Source organism: Spartinivicinus poritis (assembly GCF_028858535.1).
Lineage (GTDB): Bacteria > Pseudomonadota > Gammaproteobacteria > Pseudomonadales > Zooshikellaceae > Spartinivicinus > Spartinivicinus poritis.
Genome location: NZ_JAPMOU010000014.1, coordinates 1 through 21626 on the forward strand (window position 1 = coordinate 1; position 21626 = coordinate 21626).

The 21626-nt window shown below is 37.6% G+C and carries 15 protein-coding genes; 10 read left to right on the plus strand and 5 right to left on the minus strand.

Annotation, left to right across the window (positions count from 1 at the left end):
- Window positions 1-691: 691 nt before the first annotated feature.
- Window positions 692-1153, plus strand: a complete 462-nt coding sequence (locus tag ORQ98_RS12265; protein ID WP_274689100.1) for an FKBP-type peptidyl-prolyl cis-trans isomerase — start codon at window positions 692-694, stop codon at window positions 1151-1153.
- Between the two features lie 154 nt (window positions 1154-1307).
- On the opposite strand, the gene ORQ98_RS12270 is transcribed toward ORQ98_RS12265, so the two are convergent.
- The 4 genes from ORQ98_RS12270 to ORQ98_RS12285 form a co-directional block, all read right to left on the minus strand.
- A complete protein-coding gene (locus tag ORQ98_RS12270) occupies window positions 1308-3107 on the minus strand; it encodes a two-component system response regulator (RefSeq protein ID WP_274689101.1) in 1800 nt (599 codons plus the stop codon).
- A 23-nt stretch (window positions 3108-3130) separates the two neighbouring features.
- A complete protein-coding gene (locus ORQ98_RS12275; protein ID WP_274689102.1) occupies window positions 3131-3829 on the minus strand; it encodes a sensor histidine kinase in 699 nt (232 codons plus the stop codon).
- Between the two features lie 481 nt (window positions 3830-4310).
- Complete coding sequence (locus ORQ98_RS12280; RefSeq protein WP_274689103.1) at window positions 4311-4718, minus strand: response regulator; 408 nt, start codon at window positions 4716-4718, stop codon at window positions 4311-4313.
- Between the two features lie 9 nt (window positions 4719-4727).
- Window positions 4728-6350 (minus strand): sensor histidine kinase, encoded by a 1623-nt coding sequence (locus ORQ98_RS12285; RefSeq protein ID WP_274689104.1) that lies wholly within the window; start codon window positions 6348-6350, stop codon window positions 4728-4730.
- 343 nt (window positions 6351-6693) lie between these two features.
- Between ORQ98_RS12285 and ORQ98_RS12290 the strand changes: the two genes are divergently transcribed.
- From ORQ98_RS12290 to ORQ98_RS12315, 6 genes are all read left to right on the plus strand, one after another.
- Window positions 6694-10563: a response regulator gene (locus ORQ98_RS12290; protein WP_274689105.1), complete on the plus strand. Its 3870-nt coding sequence runs from the start codon at window positions 6694-6696 to the stop codon at window positions 10561-10563.
- Window positions 10564-10705: 142 nt separating this feature from the next.
- A complete protein-coding gene (locus tag ORQ98_RS12295; RefSeq protein ID WP_274689106.1) occupies window positions 10706-11524 on the plus strand; it encodes a CheR family methyltransferase in 819 nt (272 codons plus the stop codon).
- A 57-nt stretch (window positions 11525-11581) separates the two neighbouring features.
- Window positions 11582-12808 (plus strand): sensor histidine kinase, encoded by a 1227-nt coding sequence (locus ORQ98_RS12300; RefSeq protein ID WP_274689107.1) that lies wholly within the window; start codon window positions 11582-11584, stop codon window positions 12806-12808.
- Window positions 12771-13220 carry a response regulator gene (locus ORQ98_RS12305; RefSeq protein WP_274689108.1) on the plus strand — a complete coding sequence of 150 codons (450 nt, stop codon included), beginning with the start codon at window positions 12771-12773 and terminating at the stop codon, window positions 13218-13220. The genes ORQ98_RS12300 and ORQ98_RS12305 overlap by 38 nt, the downstream gene beginning before the upstream one ends.
- A gap of 183 nt (window positions 13221-13403) precedes the next feature.
- Window positions 13404-15374 (plus strand): hypothetical protein, encoded by a 1971-nt coding sequence (locus ORQ98_RS12310; protein ID WP_274689109.1) that lies wholly within the window; start codon window positions 13404-13406, stop codon window positions 15372-15374.
- A 127-nt stretch (window positions 15375-15501) separates the two neighbouring features.
- A complete protein-coding gene (locus ORQ98_RS12315) occupies window positions 15502-16644 on the plus strand; it encodes a PAS domain-containing sensor histidine kinase (protein WP_274689110.1) in 1143 nt (380 codons plus the stop codon).
- A 38-nt stretch (window positions 16645-16682) separates the two neighbouring features.
- Here the strand turns inward: ORQ98_RS12315 and ORQ98_RS12320 are convergent, their stop codons facing one another.
- Entirely contained in the window at window positions 16683-17321 is a 639-nt protein-coding gene (locus tag ORQ98_RS12320; protein ID WP_274689111.1) for an arylesterase, read from the minus strand.
- On the opposite strand from ORQ98_RS12320, the gene ORQ98_RS12325 reads away from it, so the two are divergent.
- The 3 genes from ORQ98_RS12325 to ORQ98_RS12335 all read left to right on the plus strand — a co-directional run bounded on the left by ORQ98_RS12325 (window position 17320) and on the right by ORQ98_RS12335 (window position 21619).
- Complete coding sequence (locus ORQ98_RS12325) at window positions 17320-18033, plus strand: ABC transporter ATP-binding protein (protein WP_274689112.1); 714 nt, start codon at window positions 17320-17322, stop codon at window positions 18031-18033. The two genes, ORQ98_RS12320 and ORQ98_RS12325, sit on opposite strands and share 2 nt — an antisense overlap.
- Window positions 18026-20524 (plus strand): ABC transporter permease, encoded by a 2499-nt coding sequence (locus ORQ98_RS12330; RefSeq protein WP_274689113.1) that lies wholly within the window; start codon window positions 18026-18028, stop codon window positions 20522-20524. The genes ORQ98_RS12325 and ORQ98_RS12330 overlap by 8 nt, the downstream gene beginning before the upstream one ends.
- A 483-nt stretch (window positions 20525-21007) precedes the next feature.
- Complete coding sequence (locus ORQ98_RS12335) at window positions 21008-21619, plus strand: Yip1 family protein (RefSeq protein ID WP_274689114.1); 612 nt, start codon at window positions 21008-21010, stop codon at window positions 21617-21619.
- Window positions 21620-21626 lie beyond the last annotated feature (7 nt).

A 21626-nucleotide genomic window follows, 5' to 3' on the forward strand; every position in this document is an offset into this window, starting at 1 on the left:
ACTTAAAAACGTGCTGTCTGAAGTCGAGAGAATATGTCATGTGTAGTATTATGCCAGATTATAGATTTTTAGCTATATGAGGCCGTTCAACTTACTTAAATGAAATTTATCAAGTGTTAAATAAATTTAATAAAGGCGTGATTATTGATTGAGTATTTTGAAATGATTGATCTTTAATTCTGTGTAAGTAGGGCAGCTAAATTTAGCTAATATACAAATAATTTTATATTATTTTAATCCGCTATATTTTTATCACGATGTGAAAATTAGACTCCTATAGAAGAGTGGCTGAAACAAACTATGCACACAATAGTGCTGTATAAACAAAAAGCAACTGGTCGGGTAAATTTAATTCATTGGATACCTGTAGTAATTGTTTGATTATTGCCCAATACAAGCCTGAAATTGAGAATTATCTAATATCTGTTAGACTAGCTATTGAGCGGAAAGGCTTTTATGGTGTCATAAGTAACTCACTGGTCCCTATCCTTGACTTCCTTTTGTCTTCATAAAATCCCTCGACCTGCTGTAAAACCCTGGGGTTTGCGGTAGTCCGGTGTTTATTAGACATTTTTTATAAGGCCAAGTGTAAGAACGTTTGATATATGAGTGTTTGGTATAAGAAAGAATGTCAATTAAGACAGCTGACAATGCATGACCAGTGAATCTTATGAATAACTGAGGAATAACTATGTTGATTGGTGACAAGTGTGTAGTGAGCATTGAATATACGTTAAAGGATGATGATGGCACAGTAATTGACCAGTCTGCAGAAGGCCAGCCTCTTGCTTACCTTCACGGGTTTGGCAACATTATTCCTGGCTTAGAGCAAGAATTAGTAGGCAAGGTAGCAGGTGATGGCTTTCAGGTAACGGTTAAGCCAGAAGATGCTTATGGAGAGCGGATGGAGCAACTGGTACAGCAAGTGCCATTGGCCACGTTTCCAGAGCCAGAAAAGTTAGAAGTAGGGATGCGTTTTACCGCTCAAACAGAACAAGGTGATATTCCAGTGGTTATTACTGCGATAGAGAATGATGAAGCATCGGTTGATGCCAATCACCCCTTAGCAGGTGTAACCTTACATTTTGAAGGTAAAGTGGTTGATGTGCGCGATGCTACAGAAGAAGAGCTAGAGCATGGTCATGCTCACTAATTAAGTGAGTCGCAAATACCAGCTACTTATAATGTAAAAATAAATAAAAGGCTTCTTGTGCATGACAATAGAAGCCTTTTTTATGTCTAGTGTCTGCTTGTCTTGAATTATTTTTAGACAAATGTAGGGCGAAGTATAAGCTTCTTTCAAAAAGCTAAAAACCATTTACTTGTTCTTTATTTTGTTTTTTTTCAGTACCAATATCGGCAAAAGTTTCTTTTAAGTTATGTGCTGTAATAGGCTTGCTCAAGAAAAAGCCTTGAACTTCATCACAGCCGATTTTTATTAGTGTTTCAAGCTCTTCTTGGTGTTCTACTCCTTCTGCGACAACGGTTAAATCTAAATGTCTTGCCATAGAGATAATAGCGTCGGTTAAGGCAAAATTTTTGGCGTCTTTATGTAAATTGCTAATTAAGCTTCTATCGATTTTGATTTTATCAAACGGTAAGTTCTTTAAGTGGGTAATAGATGAAAAACCAGTGCCATAGTCATCTAGCGCAATTTGGATACCATACTTTTTAAGCTTGGTTAATGTTACCTCACATACTTTAAGGTTCTGAATAACCTGACGTTCAGTAATTTCAATACATAGCATTTCTGGAGGCAAGTTGACTTCTTTTATCGTATTAATAAGATTATTAAAAAACGTTGGGTTTGTAAACTGGCGGGCAGCGACATTAATGGCAACACTAATAAAGGGTAGGTATTTACCATTCAGTTGTTTAATAAGTTTAGACGCCTCTCGTATAACATAGCAACACAGTGTACTGCCATAAATTGAGTTTTCAGCAATGTTAATAAACTCTTCTGGTGGAATATCCCCTAACTCGTTGTTATTCCACCGAATTAATGCTTCAACACCAGAGCAATCACCTGTTAAACAATTGATGATTGGCTGGTATACAACTGAAAATTCTTTTCTTCGCAGACCTGATGGAAGTAAGTTAGCAATTTTTATATTTCTATTATTTAAGTTATCAAGCCTTTTACTGTAAAAACAAGCAAAATGATCACTGTTGTGTTTGGCTTCATACATAGCAATATCGGCATGTTTAACCAGCTCTTGAACCGTTTGACTGTCAGGGTAAACAGCAATACCAATACTAATGCTAACATCAATATTATATTGACCAATTTTAATAGGGAGAGCAGAAATCGCTTCATTGACTCGTTTGGCGATAGGATAAGCTTGTACTTCAGCATGTAAGTGTTCGGCAATAATGGCAAACTCATCGCCGCTAAGCCTGAATAACATATCCTCTTTTCTAAGTGCTTTGGTTACTCTAATCCCAAGCTCTTTCAAAATCTGGTCACCAGCACTATGTCCATAAGTGTCGTTAATACATTTAAAACCATTGATATCAAAATATAAAACTGCCATGACTGTATTTTGGCGTTTTGCTAAGTTAAGCGCACGTTTACAGAAATCAAAGAAATATATACGGTTTGGTAAGTTTGTTAAAGAGTCTTTTCTAACAATCGATTTTAACAGCTCATTTTGATTTGCCTGATTTTTTAACGCTTTTTTTAGTTCTAATTGAATTTCTTTGCGTTCTTTGGCATACCTTAATGATCGCATCAGAATAGATGGGGTCACTTCATTTTTACAGAGATAATCCTGAACACCGAGGCGAATCAGTTTTAATGGTAAAGAGTGATCTGCTGAGCCTGTGAGTATAACCACGGGTAATTCGGGTGAAAGTTGTTCAATCGCTTTGATAGGGCTTTCGAAACTATCGATATCAGGTAAATGTAAATCCAATAGAATTGCCGTGTAATGGTTATTATCGAGTTTCTCAAGGGTTTCAGCATATGTATCGACAGTATCAATTGATATATAATTGTTAGAAGCCCTCTCAATCATCGTTTTGAATAACAAAGCATCGCTTGGATTATCCTCAACCATTAGTATTTTACTATTTGGTTCATAACAATTTACGATAAACTCTTTCATAGCCCCCTCTACTTATTAGGTTGTTAGGCTAAAAATCGGTTAGGAAAGGTGCAAGTTACAAGTAATCCACCAAGCGCTGATTGATCAAACGTAATAGAACCATCATATAGGTTGATAATTTGCTGACAATAGGCCAAACCCATGCCATCACCTGGGTATTCCTTTTCACTGTGTAATCGAGAAAACATACGTGTAACAATGTCATAATTTTGTTCTTTAATGCCAATACCGTTATCGGCAATAAGTAATGACCAGCTATTTTTTTCCTGGGTAGTTGACACTTCAATAGTGGGTATTTTATCTTTGTGCTGAAACTTAAATGCATTATCAAGGAGAGCTGATAGTAGCTTATCCCACAGTTCGTCTGATCCTTTAATAGTAGGTAAATTAGCTATTTTTAAACTGGGTGTTGGTTGATTTGAATAGTGATGATTAAAGTAATTATTTTTTGTTAATATTTGATCTATTAGCTGATTTAGGTTGATTTCCACAAGCGGATAGGTAGTTGATGTAATTTGAGAATAGCTAACAATACTATTAAGCATTGCTTGTGCTTTAACAGCGTTTTCTTTTAATATTAAAAGCAATTTAATACCTTGTTCATCAAGCTGGTCTTGATAGGTCTCTAACAAAATAGTTGAAAAGCCATCTAATCCTCGTAATGGAGCACTTAAGTCATGAGCGATTGAATAGATTGTTCTGGTATATTCGTCACTGTTCATGCTTTAATATAACCCCTTCCGTAGGGTTCACGTTTGGACGGGTTTAATATAAGTGAATGATGGTGATATGGATATAGTGAGTGGCTTTATCTTTATTGTATAATAAAAAATTGTGATTGCATGATGGAAAATTATTGTCAAACATTACAGCCCATCCATGGTTGATTGATATGTTTTGAAAGACGATAGTAATTATTATTCTATAGGCATATTAGGTAGTGTAGTTGTAATTTGAGTAAGGTTGAAGAAGTAAATGGGAATAAGTGGGGGGAGAGCGTAAACAAATGCTTATTTAATCAGCCCGAATATCTGATTAGATTAGCCGATTTTAAATGCCTGATAGAATATTGTGGCTAAGAAAACAGCTTGTCTATATAAAATCACAGTCTTGATACCTGTTTTAAAGTAATAAAAAAAGAAGGTAAATATATTATATTTTAAGTGTGTTACAATGCTTGTAATATTTTATTAATTAGGTATTTTAGAGGAAATATTGCTTAATGATCCGGTCCAATACTGATTGAGTAAGAGGTTTCGTATAGAAACCCGTCACCTCATTTATTGTGTTAGCTTTCTCTTTGTCATCTGGATTAAGTGATGTTGTTAACATAACTATCACTACTTTTGCTTTTTGATCTGGAGACAGCTTTTCATATTCTTCTAAAAACTCCCAACCATTCATCCTTGGCATATTGATGTCAAGAAAAATAAGACAAGGTTGAGGATGGCTCCCCTCATTCGTTGACCTTAGGTAGTCTAAAGCATCAATGGCAGAGGTCATTGCAATAACGTTTTCTGTGATATTTGCTTTTTTTATTATTAGATGATGCAAAAAATTATCTGCTTCATTGTCATCAATAAGTAATATTTTTTGTAATATTTTATCCATATTTCTATTTCAGTTTGGTATTGTGAAAGAAAAACTACTGCCTTTGTCAGGATTTGAATCAACCCAAATCTGACCTTTATGTAAGTCTACAACTTTTTTGCAACAAGCTAAACCTATACCTATTCCTTCATATTCATTTCTTTTATGAAGGCGTTGAAAGATAACAAAAATTTTATTTTTTACGTTGTCTTCGATACCAATACCATTATCTTGAACGATAAATTTCCAACAGTTGTTTTCCTTGTAAGCGAATACTTTTACTTTAGGCTGAACACTATGTCTGCGAAACTTAATCGCATTACTAATTAGACTCTCAAATAACATCTGTAACTCAGCCGGATAGCCTTTTATTGTGGGTAATTCGCTTACTTCAAGAGTGGCACTGGCTATTTGAATAACTGGATGCAGGTCATCCTGTATGGATTCAAGTAAAGTATTACAGTTGACTAAGCTTGGCTTTTTGTTAAAACCGATACGTGAATAGTCCAACAAGCCTTTTATCAGCATACTCATATGGTTGCTGGATTGTGCAATGAAATCCAAACTTTTTTTACCTGTCTCATCGAGAATTTTGTTGTATCTAGTAGTGATTAACTCGCTGTAGCTCATGATAGTACGTAATGGTTCTTGTAAATCGTGGGATGCAATATAAGCAAATTGCTCCAATTCATGATTACGTGCTTTTAGTTCAACTTCTTTAAGCTTTATCTTTATGAGTAAATACGCGGTTACCCAGATAGCCATGAAGGCTAAGCATCGATTAATAACCACTATCCATGTTGGGCTACCTGGTTGAGAAAAAAAGTAACCAAAAATCAATAGTGTTGATGCGACTAGTGCAAGTATATAAGTAGCTTGGTGGGATGGAATAAACCAACTGTAAAGAACCAGCAATATGTAAATGACAGCCGCTGCAACACCTAATGGTAGGTTTAAGTCGATAAAGAAAAGAGCAATAGCTAATGCGACTGCATAACCAGTCATTAATGGAGGTATTTTTACTGCTGCTTGGTCATTATAGGCAAATTCTCTTAACCAGCTAAGAGCCGTGAATCCTATTCCAAGGAGCATGAAGCCTACTGCCGTATGCACTGCCATTTGCGTATATTTTCCCCAACTGTAGGCTATCTTTATGTCAATTAGATAACCAATCAGTGCAGTGAAGCCTAAACTAAATATAATGGTAGTGAGTACTCCACTTAACTGAATTTTTCGAATATTCAAGGTGTATAAAATGCAAGCAACTGCAAAAAGAGAAAAGCAAATAGCTGTATTGGGTGCCATGCGTCCCGGGTGAGAGGTTTCAACTGTAATATAATGAGTAATAAATAATTCATCTAAGCCAATATCGGTGCCAAAAATATACTGAATCAGCGTCAAGAACCCAATGATGCCTGCTATTCCACCAGTGATGGTTCCCATAAGCAAACTATTTTTGGAAACAAAGTATAACGCTATGCCACAGAGTATAAAGCCTAATGCGGTATTATATTGCATAGGGACAAGTGTTGGTAACAGCTGGATCAGCATTACCGTTTTGGTGTGCCAACCTATAAGTACCACTATCCCAAGTAGTAAACTAAGAGTAGCTGCTGAGAAAACGATAGTGTTTAATACGAGCTGTTTGTTCATGTTCCTCTATAAAGCTCTGTGGCTTAATCCAGTTGTTTAAAGAATAGAGCTATGCTACTGATTATTTTAGCTAACGTATTGACTGGTTTATTAAGGGAACCTTAAGACTAACTATGGAAAAAACGATAACAATATGAACAGGCTCAGCAATAGCTATAGTTTTTGTTGGTAACTATACTACAGGTAGTGGTTTTTTACTTTGGTTTGAGTGTGGTATATGAAGCTTTTGTTAAACCTATTGGTTATTTGTGCCAGACTCTGAACAATTATATATGCCTAAACAGTTATATATGGATGTATAACAATGCTCGTTTCCCCAAAAATCAGCACTAAGTTTATGGCTATGGCTATTTTTTTAGTTGGGTTAACTTCTTTTATAACTGATCGTGTTTATTTTTACAACACCCAGAATATTTTAGTAAAAGAAGAAATTGAAGAACTGGAAGAAGAAGCTAGGTTACTTCGTGCCCCTATTCAAAAAGCCATTATTGAATTAAAAGACAGTGTTCAGCGGTTACATGATAAACCCACTTTACTTTCAGTTTTAGAAAGTGCTAGTCATGATCACCTTGATGAGTTAGCAAAAGATTTTAGAACACTACTGCAGCAAAATCCCGTATACAGTAAAGTTCGCTATGTTGATGCAATGGGTAAAGAGCTTCTCCGGCTTGACAGAAAAGGCCCAATAATTATAAGGACCTCAGAGAACAAACTGCAGGGGATTGCAGGTGAAAGTTATTTTAATGAAGCAATTAGTATAGATGCAGGTAAAATCTATTTGTCAGAAATAGAACCAAATCGTGAGTTTGGTCAAATAGTGAGGCCTATTACCCATGTGCTAAGAGTTGCACAACCTACTTATAATAAAAATGATGAATTTGTTGGTGTGATTATCATTAACTTAAATATGTCTGAATTACTATCAGAGTTAAGCCAGCAAGTAAATAATAAGCGAGAGTTGTTTGTGACGAATACTTATGGTGAGTATTTGTGGCATCCACAGCGCAAACATATATTAGGCTTTACAACACAAAAAGTCACTATACAAGATGAGTTTCCGAAAAGTCATCAGGTGGTAGAAGGCAGTAAACGTAAATTGTTGGCAGAAACAGTAGATGGTAGAATTTTATCTTATATTGCGCTTCCATTTGATTCTTTAGACTCTAACCGCCTGCTAGGTATTGGTCTATCAGCTGAAAAAAATGTATTATTACATGAAGTTAATGCGCTACAGAAAAAAAATATGTTGTTTTCTGTCGTGCTTATTATAATTGCCGCTGCCATAGCAATATTATTTTCTAAGCTTATCACTAAACCATTGACAAGAATAACCGCAATAACTGAGAAATTCCCTGATTATTCTGATGCTGATAAAAAGTTGACGCTAGATAGGCGAGATGAAATTGGGGTGCTTGCAAACAGTTTTAATAAGCTAATAACGCAAATTCTTGAGCAAGAGTGGCTTCGTAATGGACATTTGGAACTAGCAACGAAAATAAGAGGTAAACTAACACCTAATGAAGTAGCATACAGTTCTTTACAATGCCTTGCTACTTATATTGGCGCGTCATTAGGTGCATTTTATCGATTATGTGAAAATAACAGCTTAGTTTTATTGGAAGGCTACGCAATCAAAGGTAATTCAAAAGCTAAAAAATATATAGAGTCTGGTGACTCTATATTAGCGACAGTATTAGAAGAAGGTATAGTTAAAATTGATAACCACTTGCCCGATAATTATTTTTTTACTCATTCAGGTTTGGGAGAAGCAAGGCCTACTAATAGATTGATTGCACCTATAGTTGCAGAGAGAAAAATTGTTGCACTAATTGAATTGGCAACATTAGCACCTTTGTCGAAAAAAGCAGAGTTATTGTTAGAACAGACAGCTGAAACAATTGGTATGACACTGCTAAGTGCTGAAGCGCGTGATGAAATTGCTAGAATGCTAGAAGATAGCAACCTACAGCAAGAAGAACTTAAGGTATCTAATGATGAATTAGCTATTAAAACTAAAGAGTTAGAAGAGTCTCAAGATGAGCTGACAGCTAAAACAGCTGAGTTAGAAACGACAAATGTATCGATAGAAGAAAAGAATAAAAAACTCGAAACACAAAAAGAACAACTGGCAAAAAATACAGAGGAAATTAAGAGAAAAATGGAGGAAGTAGAACAGGTTAGTCAATATAAATCTGAATTTTTGGCTAATATGAGTCATGAACTACGTACTCCACTGAATAGTTTGTTAATTTTAGCTAAGTCCTTTCAAGATAATGAAGATGGAAACCTGACAGAATCTCAAGTTGAAGAAGCCGCTATGATTTACAGTGGTGGAGTGGAGTTGTTAAATTTAATTAATGATGTTTTAGATTTTTCAAAAATAGAAGCTAGAAAAATTAGTATAATTAAAAATAATGAAAATATTGCGGGTATTGTGCAAAAACTAATTAGACTGTTTTTACCATTAGCAGCAGAAAAAAATATAGCCCTTAAGTCTGAAATTGATCAAGATGTACCAGAAATCCTATTTACTGATGTTCAACGCTTAGAGCAGATATTAAAAAACTTATTATCTAATGCATTGAAGTTTACATCAAAAGGTTGTGTAAAACTCAAAGTCAGTATTTCAAAGTCAAACATGATAGCTTTTGCTGTAATTGATACAGGCATTGGGGTTGACCAAAAAGCACACAAAGATATATTTGAAGCTTTCAAGCAAGAGGATGGCTCTATTGATCGTAAATATGGAGGCACAGGGTTAGGTTTAGCTATATCATTGAAGCTTGCCAAGTTATTAGATGGTGAGATAAAAGTAAAAAGTGTGAAAGGTGTAGGTAGTACCTTTACTTTACTATTACCATTGCAAACATCTAATGAAACTACCTCAGAAACTATTTTAACAGTAGAAGAAAACAACCCAAAGCCATCACTTTCACCGCTACATGCGACGGTTGATGCATTACCGTCAACTAGTCGTGATAAAGCAGTAGCCAAGCCACTAAATAATGTTTCGAATACCATATTAATTGTGGAAGATGACATACGATTTGCAGGCAATTTGAGCAAGTTTATAAGTAACAGGGGATATCACATATTAACAGCGACTACTGGCAAAGAAGCATTATTAATGGTACAGAAATATATGCCATCTGTAGTTATTCTTGACTTAATGCTGCCTGATATTGACGGACTTAAAGTATTAGAACAGCTTAAAGCGGATTTGAAAACCAGACATATTCCTGTGCATATTCTTTCGGCAAGTAATGACAAAATTCAAGATACGCTAAAAAAAGGGGCGATTGGCTATCTAACTAAGCCGATTAATATAGACCAGATGGAGTCGATGTTAGCGAAAGTGTCGAATGTAAATCAGAATTCAATTAAGAATATATTGGTTATAGAAGATGATAAGAACACTCAAGCAGCTATCTACAAACTACTGGCGACTAAAGAGTTAGAAGTTACTACTGTGAGTGAAGGTGAAGCAGGGCTCAATAAGCTCAAAGAAAAACACTTTGACTGTATTATTCTTGATTTACAGTTGCCGGATATGACAGGATTTGATTGGTTAGAAATAGCTGATAAAAGTATTAATATAGATGCTAGTTGTCAAGTTCCACCTGTTATTGTCTATACAGCAAGACAGTTAAGTAAAGAAGAAAGTATGAGACTAGAGGAGTACACCGGATCGATCATAATTAAAGGTGCACACTCACCAGAGCGGTTAATGGATGAAGTTATGCTTTTTTTGCATAGTGTTGCATCAAGCTTAAGTGAAGAGCAACATCATATTCTTATAGATCAACATAACCCTAAAAAAATACTTGAATCAAAAAAAGTATTACTAGTAGATGATGACATGCGTAATATTTTTGCTATGTCAAAGCAGCTTAAAAAACATGGTATGGAAGTACTTATTGCGGATAATGGTAAAATGGCATTGGATCAATTAGATAAGACAGTAGGTATTGATTTAATAGTAACGGATATTATGATGCCAGTGATGGATGGTTATGAAACAATCGAAAAAATTAGAAATAACCCTATATATAAAGATATACCCATTATTGCATTAACTGCGAGGGCAATGCCTGATGAACGACACAAGTGTTTGCAAGCAGGCGCAAATGACTACTTAGCAAAACCAGTTGATATTGATGTGTTATTAACTTTAATGAAAGTTGTTTTGTCTAAAAATAAAGCAGTTGCCTAAAGCTATACCCAATACGAATGGTTCTTTGGTGCGGCCATCGAGTGACGAGGCCCCATGAGCCTAGAAATCATTCGTGAAGGGTATAGTATCGTTAATCATTTTGTAAAATATAAATTGTAATAAGTAAACAGAGTTTGCTAACTTGAAATCTATAATAAAAATTGAGCTTGATATTTTATTAGACGCTGTAAAAAAATGCTACGGTTACGATTTTAGTCACTATTCAAAGGATGTACTCATTCGACGACTGAGTGATTTAACTAAAAAGCAAAATGTTATTCATATATCCGAACTGATTCCTAGGTTGTTATGGGAGCAGAGTTTTATTTGTCACTTAATAGAAACTATTACTATCAGCATTACTGAATTTTTTCGAGATCCTGATTTTTTTGACAGCTATTATAAGCATATTGTACCAGTACTCACCACATATCCTTACTTTAAATTATGGCACCCAGGCTGTTCAACTGGAGAAGAGCCTTATTCGGTCGCTATTTTATTACAAGAAAATAACTTATTAGATAAAGCTATTATTTATGGTACTGATATTAGTAGTCAATCATTAGAGTCTGCTAGGTTAGGTGTTTATTCTCTACTAGGCTTAAAGAAAGGAGTAGAAAATTGTAAACAGATAAATGACATTAATTTGTTTGATTATTTTAGTGTCGATTACAAATTCGGTAAGATTGATGGTGGTTTGAGCAAAAAAATAACATTTTCATATCATAATCTTGCAAAAGACAGTGTTTTTGGTGAAATGAATGTGATTTGTTGTAGAAATGTTTTAATTTATTTTGACAATGAGTTGAAAAACAGTGTATTGACATTGTTAGCTAACAGCCTTCGCTATGGTGGATTTCTTTGTCTGGGTAAAAGTGAGAGTTTACATAGTACTGTAATAGAAAGACAATTTGATGTTATAGATCACAAACAAAGCATATATCGTAAAAGATTAATTTAAATAAAAATATTTTTTATTTGAAAATACTGGTGACTTATATGTAAGGCTAATTGATAGATGGATAGGAATGAGGTAAACAATAGTGTATTATCAGCTTCATTAAAATTTTGTGATGATGATAAAACGAATGAGCGTAATAATGAACGTTCTAAGATTTTAGTGGTTGATGATAGGCATGAAAACCTGGTTGCAGTTAGAAAGGTGTTAAAGCCTATTAATGCAGATATTCTTGAGGCTGATTGTGGAAATAAAGCACTTTCTTTAATGCTGCGGCATGAGTTTGCTGTCGTTTTGCTAGATGTTCAAATGCCTGATATGGATGGTTTTGAAGTAGCCTCTTTAATGAGGGGGTATGAAAGCATCAGTTCTACGCCGATTGTATTTTTAACAGCGATCAGTAAAGACGATTGTTTTGTTGATCAAGCAGCTGAGCTTAATGCAGTGGATTATGTTTTTAAGCCGATTAATCCAAATATTTTAAGAAGTAAAATAAAAGTGTATGTTGAACTTTATGAACAGAAGAAATCTTTAAAAAGATTGAATGAGAGTTTGATTAAAAAAAACAAAGAGTTGGAGATTTTTGCTTATATCTGCTCCCATGATTTGCAAGAGCCAGTCAGGTCAATTATGTCTTTTTCAAGCCTTTTGGCTAGTGATTATAAGGATGTTCTCGATGATCAAGGAAATAAAATTTTAGATGTCATTCAGCGCAATGCAGCGAATATGCATAAAATGATTAATGATATCTTTATTTTTTGTCGAGTTGAGAAAAAAGCAGTAGAAGTGGAGCTTGTTGACTGTCAAACATTGGTAGATCAATTACTAATAGATATTGATGCTGAGATAAAAAGCAAGGATGCATGTATTAGTTATAATTGTTTGCCTGTAATATACTCTAATAAACTATTGGTTAAAGTTATATTTGAACACCTGATTACTAATGCTTTAAAGTTTTCTTATCCTAAAAGAAGACTAGAGATTAGCATAAATGCTGAAAACTGTGAGAGTTTTTGGCTATTTTCAGTAGCAGACAATGGGATTGGTATTGACCCTGATTATAAAGATAAGGTGTTTGTTCCATTTCAACGAATACATCGAAAAGATGTTTATCCTGGAACAGGAATAGGCTTGAGTATATGTGAAAAGTTTATTAACTATTATGGGGGAAGTATCTGGTTTGAAAGCGAACCAGGTATTGGTACAACTTTTTACTTTAATATGCCAAAGAAACTAAAGGATATGGTTGATGAGTCAGTCAAAAGTGCTGGAAATATTACTAATTGAAGACAATGAATGTGACGTTGAATTAGCAAAAATAGCATTTGAGCGTTGTGATGGAGATTGCAATATTAATGTTGCCTATGATGGTGTTGAAGGCGTCAGGTACTTAAAAAAGGAAGGTGAGTTTAAGGATGTAACAAAACCTTCCATTATTTTATTAGACTTAAATATGCCCAAAATGTCTGGGAATTCTGTTTTAGAGTTTTTAAGAAATGATGAAGCGCTTAGGTCGATACCGGTTATTGTATTTTCTACATCTGAATCAAATTCGGATATTATAGAGTCCTATATCAATAATGCGAGTTGCTATATTGTTAAGCCTTTTATTATTAGTGATTACATTTCCATTGCAAACCAGATTATTGCTCATTGGTTGGAATCAGCAAGCTTACCAAAAACTATCCAAGCAAAATAATAGTTTATCTTTATATTGAAAGTTAGTACCTGATGCTTAATTAGTAATTGAAGTGATTGAGTTACTTGTTATTACCTACTGGTCCGAGAGTAGAGCGTAATAAGTGCTAACATAACCTCATACAGTAGTTGTTTTTCTACCCTCATTAGTGACACGTTTTTAACATTGCCAAGGAGATAGGCGATGAAAGAGCAAGCTGTAGCTAAGCCTACATATCAGGAAGCCAATACCAGTCAACTGTTAGTTTCAAATGAATCGATATCTTTACAGACAGTAGATCAGACCATTAAACAGGCTGAGTCAACTAGTAATGATGTTAACTATGAGACCAAGCGGAGCTTGCCAGCTAGCTCAGAAAATAATGCTATTTTAGACTCAACTCAACTTGATATTGAAAAGTTACAAGAAGCATTACTCGCAGGACAAGACCCGACTGCTGTAGGAGAAGCAACTGCAGCAGGTATTCCTGCCAGTAGTGGCCCTGGGGAGGGAAATGAAGGAAGTTCTGTTATTCCTGTGGTTAACCGTGATGGCCATGAAACTATTTCTGACAGTGGGTTTGAAACTGAAGGGTTAGTTTATGACTTGATTAGTGTTTTGTCAGATAAAGAGCCAGAACTGACTGGGCTGGGAGCTATAGACGGCGATAATAGTATAAGCATACCACCGTTTAGTTTTACGCCAAGTCTTACTCCTAACCCTGGGCTGGGACAGTCTACTTCTGACACAACAGGGCCTGTGGTTTCAGAACCGAGCCCTGAACCTTCAGTTGAACCTGAGCAACCCACGACAGGTTCAGGGCCTACGCCACAACCGCAGCAGCCAGAGCCTACATTTACTGCACCTACTATAAGCTTGAGCAGTGTGGTCGGTAAATCAATGTTTTTTACCAACTTTGATATTGAAGGCTTTAAACCTGTTATGGGAACCTTTGTGGATAGTTTGGATGGTTGGCTTCCTAAGTCTGGTGAAAAAATAGAAGCTTGGCGTGAATATGAAGAAGGTGAAATTCCTAATTTATACGGCTTTGGTAGGTATTCAGCGCACTCGGGTGCCAACTTTATTGAGTTAAATAGTGCGCAGCCAGCAAACGGACCATATCCTGCTTTTGCAAATTTTGCTGATGTTACGAGTGCTACTGAGATTAATCGAGTCGTCAATACGCAGGAGGGGGGTATTTATGAATTCAGTTTTTATTATTCCGCCAGACCGTTTTTTAATGAGAGTGTGACGGAAATAGAGGTGTTGTGGAACAATGAAGTGATAGAAACCATTGCGTTAGATGGCACTCATCTCAAAGATACGAATTGGCAACTGTTTAAGTATACAATGATCGGGGATGGTGAGCCTGCAACAGTAACAATCCGTCATACAGGAGACCCTTCAGTTCAAGGAAGAGGGGCATTTTTAGATGATCTTCAAATAACAGAAATTACAGGTGGCGGTGTAGTTGCGGGATATGAAAATAAGGAAATTGGTTTACCTGATTTTGCGATTGAGTATGCTAACGCCTCCGATAAAGACGATGTTCAGGTTTGGCTGAGAGGATTGCCACAAGGTGCTATTTTATCTGATGGTGTACAGCAGCTTGAAGTCAGTGATAGTGAAATTGATATTACTGACTGGAATCATCAGTCGATGACTATTAAGCTAGCCAATGACTTTGTTAGTAATCATTCTGACGCAAATAAAGTGGATATTGATTTAACGATTGATATCGTGAAAAAAACTGATCAAACTTCTGTCACACAACAGGCGCTAAGAGTCGTTGTTTTGGAAGAAAATCACTATGAAACAGCTGTTGATAATTACTTAATTGCAGGCAGTGGTCAGGATATCTTTATATTTGGTCAAGATGATCAATCGACTAGTAATATACCAGAAGTTGATGTTATTGTTGGCTTTGATGTAGCAGAAGATGTATTAAATATTAATGATTTGTTAATAGATTCAACCCAGTCACTGGATCAATACTTAGACTTTAACTTTAATGTAACTGATACGGAGATAAGTATCAGCCCTGCAGCAAATGATGATGTTAAGCAAAAAATCGTACTGAAAGATGTCATGCTTAATGAAGTCTATGATACAACGAATGAGATAGAAATTATTAGTCAGTTGTTTTCTAATCAGCCGGATACGTTAATTGCATAGAGATATTATTGTTTTACTGTTATGCTATTTAAAAACTATTTATAAGTAAACAGCAAGCGTGCTTGCCTTGTTGTTTACTTTAAATAAAACACTTTAAATATCTGCATAATGATCTAGTGAATAATAGATGTCTTATAATAGTAACTCTTGTTTAGATAACAATAAACAACACTATCTTAAGGAAGAACTTTACTCGCTTGTCAGAAATGACCCAGCAATTTTTGAGTTTTTGCAAGCAGGGGCTCTGGATGGCATCTGGTATTGGGACTTGGAAAAGCCTGAACATGAATGGATAAGCCCTCAATTCTGGAAAATCTTAGGCTTTGATCCAGCCGAAAAAAAACACCTCGCAGCAGAGTGGCAAGACCTTATTGATAAGGGAGATCTGCAAACTGCGGCTACTAACTTGGATAAGCATTGCTCAGATCCTAATTATCCTTATGACCAATTAGTACGTTATCGTCATAAAAATGGCAGTACGGTATGGATTCGCTGTCGTGGAATGGCGATAAGGAATCAGCATGGCAAGCCGATTAGAATGTTAGGCGCTCATACTGATATTACGCAGCTGAAATTAACAGAAGAAAAGTTAATGCATGCAAATAAAGAATTGAGTGATTTTGCCCATGCAGCCTCACATGATTTAAAAGCCCCTTTAAGAACTATTTCAGGCATGTTATCTGTTTTACAAGAATTAATCGGGGATGATATTTCTGAAGAGGGTCAGCAGATTTTTGAAAAAGTTAATAATACTGCTGTTAGAATGGGGCAGCTGATTCAAGGCTTACTTGAATATGCAGAGCTTACAGGTACTGCCTCTAAAAAAGAGACAGTTGATAGTGAGCGGCTTATTCAAGATATTCTTAAAGATTTTGCTGAAGACATAAAGTCAACCAATGCGACCATTACTACTTATAACTGTGGGGTAGTAACAGGGAACCCAGCCATATTAAGACAATTGTTTCAGAACCTGATTAATAATGCCATTAAATATTGCCACAAAGACGTGTCACCGTGCATTACTATTACAGGAACAAAGCAAGAAACAAATTGGCAGTTTGCAGTCGCTGATAATGGCCAGGGTATTGAGCCCAAATATCATCAACGCATTTTTCAGTTGCTGCAACGCTTGCATCACTATTCAGATGTTGAAGGCAGTGGCTTAGGCTTGAGTTTGTGTAAGAAAGCCGTTGATTATCATGGTGGCCATATATGGCTTACCTCAGAAGTAGGTAAAGGAAGTACCTTTTACTTTACTCTTAGCCAGTAAGCATAAATAAAGGTTTTGATTTGGTATTGAGAGTGCGCTTAAGTTGATGGTTTGTTAAGCAATGGATCAATAAATTGCCAAATAGTGTTTAGCAAAATAGGTTGAGCTTTAGCGTTTGGGTGTAAATTGTCTTGTTGCAAATATTGTTGCTGTCCCGCTATATCTTTAAGAAAAAAGGGCATTAATTTAATTTCTTCCTGTACTGCAAGTTGACTATAGCTTTTTTGAAATAGTTCTGTATATCGCTTGCCATAATTAGGTGGTATGCGCATTTCCATTAATACCACTTTACTGCCTGTTTTTTTTATCTGTTGAATCATTGTTTGCAGGTTACGCTGCATTTGCGGTATGGGTAGTCCTCGTAAGCCATCATTTGCTCCTAATTCAAGTAGAACAATTGTGGGCTTGAACTTGTCCAATGTTTTTTCCAGACGAGCCAGGCCGCCAGTGGTGGTCTCGCCAGAAATACTGGCGTTAACAACTTGGTAGGTTGGATAGTCTTGGGCAATACGTTGTTTTAGTAAGTGTGCCCAGCCTTCATGCTCTTTAAGCCCGTACCCTGCACTTAAACTGTCGCCAAATATTAAGAGGGTGTTTGCCTGGCCCAATTGGGGTAAGCTGACGAGCATCAGTAGGAAGAGTGGTTTTAGTAAACGAATCATAAGCGAGGATAGCATGCCAACACCTGTCGTGATTTCTGCAGTGGATTTAGTGAAAAAAGTTACCACAGGTAATACCCAATTAACTATTCTGAAAGATTTGCAGCTTGCCATCAAGGCTGGCGAAAGTGTTGCTATTGTAGGCGCTTCAGGGGCAGGTAAGTCAACTTTGTTAAGTATACTAGCGGGGCTCGATCAGCCGACCAGTGGTGAAGTGATTCTTGCGGGTCAACCCATCAGCCATTTGGATGAGGATGGGCGGGCAGCAGTAAGGGCGCAGACCGTTGGCTTTGTTTTTCAGTCATTTCAATTACTACCAGGACTAACAGCTCTGGAAAACGTGATGTTACCGCTAGAGCTGAATGGAGTTAAAGAAGCAAAAAACTCGGCCATTAACTGGCTGACAAAAGTTGGTCTACAAGCACGGCTTGATCACTACCCGAAGCAGTTGTCAGGTGGAGAACAACAGCGAGTGGCCATTGCCAGAGCGTTTGTGGCAGAGCCAAAAGTATTATTTGCAGATGAGCCGACAGGTAATTTAGACCAGGCAACTGGGGCCACGATTATTGAGCTGCTTTTTGAGCTGAACCAGCAACATCAAACCACCTTGATTTTAGTGACCCATGACACCCAGCTAGCAGAGCGATGCCAGCGGCAATTGCACCTGGATGGTGGGCAGTTGCATGAGCAAATCGCTCATGAACAGGGAGGAGATGCTGCACATGGCTAGTTTAGCTCAGTTGGCCTTACGATTGTTGGGCCGAGAGTGGCGTTCAGGGGAGTTGCGGGTCATTATGCTGGCGTTATTGGTGGCTGTGACAGCAACCACCTCAATCGGCTTTTTTGTCGATAGGCTGGAAAAAACCATGTATCGCCAATCTGCAGAATTACTGGGAGGAGACTTGCTGATTGGGCGATCTGCCACAGCACCGACAGAATGGTTAGCACAAGCAGAGCAGTTACAGCTTAAGCAAACGGAGCTAATTGAATTTCCCAGTGTGGTGATTTTTCAGGATCAAATGGTGTTGACTGCTGTTAAGGCGGTTGAGTCACCCTATCCACTAGTGGGTTGGCTCACTACTGGGGCCCAGTTGGAGGACACAGAAGGGAGTAAGGTTAAACAGTCACCACAGCCTGGAGAAGTTTGGTTAGAACGGCGGCTGTTCCATCAACTTAAGCTGCAACTGGGGGACACGATTGAGATGGGGGCAACTCAGTTGAAAGTGACTCAGGTACTGTTGTATGAGTCAGATCGTGGTGGGGATTTTTATACCCTGGCGCCCCGGGCATTAATGAATAAAGCAGATCTTGCTGCTGCCGAAATTATCCAACCTGGTAGCCGGGTGCGTTATAAATGGCTGGTGGCAGGAAGTGATATTCAAGTGACTCAGCTACTCCAGTGGTTAACGCCTCAATTAACCCCAACCGACAAGCTGACTACTTTAAAAGAAGGTCGGCCAGCGTTACATAAAGCGATTAATCGAGCACAACGTTATTTGGGGTTAGCGACTTTAATGGCTGTCTTATTGGCAGGTGTTGCAGTGGCTATTGGGGCTAAGCATTTTGCTGCCAGGCATTTCGACCAAGTCGCCATTATGCGTTGTTTAGGGGGGCAAAGCGCGCTTATTGGCAAACTCTATCTTGGTCAGTTGTTGATATTAGCATTGGTGGTGAGTGCTATTGGTTGCTTGGCTGGTTTTCTATTGCACTGGACATTTGTGGCCTTGATGTCAGGGCTGTTGCCTGCAGATTTACCCTTGCCGGGCTTTTGGCCTGCATATTTGGGCTTATTAACCGGCGTGGTGGCAATTCTGGGCTTTGCCTTACCTCCTATTATTTCACTTCAACAAGTGAGTGCATTACGGGTATTTCGGCGGGAGCTAGTACCGCCGCCTTTATCTTCCTACCTGATTTATGGTGTGGCTTTTACTGCACTAACTGTACTGCTTTGGCAGTTTACTGGCGAATGGTGGATGACACTGGGGTTATTGATTGCTGTAGCTGGCGTGGGGTTAGTGGTTTGGTTTGGCTTGCAGTGGGGAGTGAAAATGGTATTTTCACGCATTCAATTATTGCAATGGCCGCTAGCTATCCGATTAAGCTTAAACCATATGCAAAGACAGGCTGGACTCACAGCAACACAGTTGCTGGCATTTGGTTTAACTTTGTTAGCAATGGCTGTTATTTTGGTAGTCAGAACAGATTTGCTTACCCAGTGGCAGCAAGAATTACCACCCAAAACCCCTAATTATTTTGCCATTAATATCCCCTTGGCTGAGCAACAACAAGTCGCTGACTGGTTTAATGAGCATAAGATAGAAAACACCCAGTTATATCCTATTATTCGTGGTCGGCTAACGGAAATAAATAGTAAGCCCGTTAAACAGGCGGTATCGAAAGAGCAGCAGGCGGATAATGCATTAAATCGAGAGCTGAATTTAACCTGGCGACATAAATTGCCTCCCAGAAATGAGTTAGTGACGGGGCAATGGTGGCAACCAGACTCAACAAGTCAGGAGGTGTCTATTGAACAGGAACTGGCTGACCGGTTGAATATAAAACTGGGTGATCAGTTGACGTTTACGATTGCTGGACAAGACTTGGAAGCAACTGTAACCAGCCTCCGCACCGTCAACTGGGAGTCTTTTCAACCGAATTTTTATATGATTTTTCCCAAACCGGTGCTTGAGCCATTTGCTGCCACTTACTTAACCAGCTTCTATTTACCTGCAGACAAGCAGTATTTGTTGGCTGATTTGGTGAAGCAATTTCCTGCTATCACTTTGTTAGACGTGGCCGCTATGTTGAATCAAGTACGATTGATTTTGACTCAGGTCACTTCTGCGATTGAATATGTTTTGTTATTTATTTTAATTGCTGGATTAGCAGTATTATATGCAGCAATTAAAGGCACACTAGCAGATCGTATTCAAGAAGGGGGGGTGATGCGTGCCTTGGGAGCAAGCCGCCAGCAGATTCGCCAGTGCCAGTTAATTGAATTTGCCGCTTTAGGTGGCGTCGCAGGGTTGTTGGCGGCGTTAGGCACAGAACTAGTTTGTCGGCTGCTATATAACATCACCTTTGACTTGAGTTACCAAACCAATGGCTGGCTCTGGCTTAGCTTACCTTTATTGGGCAGTAGCATTATTGCCAGTATTGGACTATGGTCAAGTCGCCGAGTGATAACTGAAAGTCCAATGGTGGTATTAAGGGAGAGTTAAATACCCTTCACGAATGATTTCTAGGTTTTGTTATGACCACCATGGAAGGTGGGAATGCAGTTTATGCAGGAGCATTTAACAGTCTTCATTCCTAATCACCAAGGATGGTGTGAATGCAGTTAATGCATGGAGCATTTAACTGTCACCCCAATCACCTATTATTTATAGGCTCATGGGGTTTCGTCACTTGATGGTCGCACCTAAAAACCATTCATATTGGGTATACTTATACTATTGATGACGAACTATTTGAGCTAAGGAAGGCTATACTCATTATAATTGTTACAATTTAACGTCTGTCTTAAGGGCATCTCTAAAAGTGCACTTTTTCACGATAGCTGCGTTAGCTCCGTACTCAGGTCCTCATGTATTTCTTATACACTGCGGCCTTCCGTGCGTTGCTGCCTTGCTCTCATAAAAAATACGGCTTTTAGAGGTGCCCTTATATGAAAAGTTGAAAAGGACTTTGATCAGGAGACAGTTATGATCTTGTTTAATCATGTTTGGGGTTTATTTGCTCACCCTAAAGAAGAATATGATCTTATTAGAAAAGAGACACTGGCTAATAAAAAATATTACTTACTGCATGTCTTTATTTTAGCGGCTATCCCGGCAGTAAGCTCTTATTATGGCGCTACTACTGTAGGTTGGTCGATTGGTACTTTGGATAAAGTCATTATCGATCACCAAAGTGCTTTGTTGATGTCTGTAGCAGGCTATATGGCAATTTTAGCTGGGATTGTATTTATGGGGCTGTTTATCCATTGGATGGCAAAAACCTATGGAACCAAGCCAAGCTATACCAAATGTATTGTGTTTGCCGCCTATACAGCAACGCCTATCTATTTTGTTGGCCTTTTAGCGCTTTATCCTAATACTGCTTTGTATTTAATTGGCTCGATTATTGGCGTCGCTTATACCGTTTATTTGCTTTATGTGGGTTTACCTAGAATGATGACAATCCCTGAAGAGCAAGGCTTTCTATTTGCTACATCTGTCGTGTGTGTTGGCTTGGTATTGCTAGTGACAATGAAAGTGATCACTGCACTCTTTTGGGGAATGGGATTTGGGCCGGGATTTGATGTGAGTGTATAACTGTTGT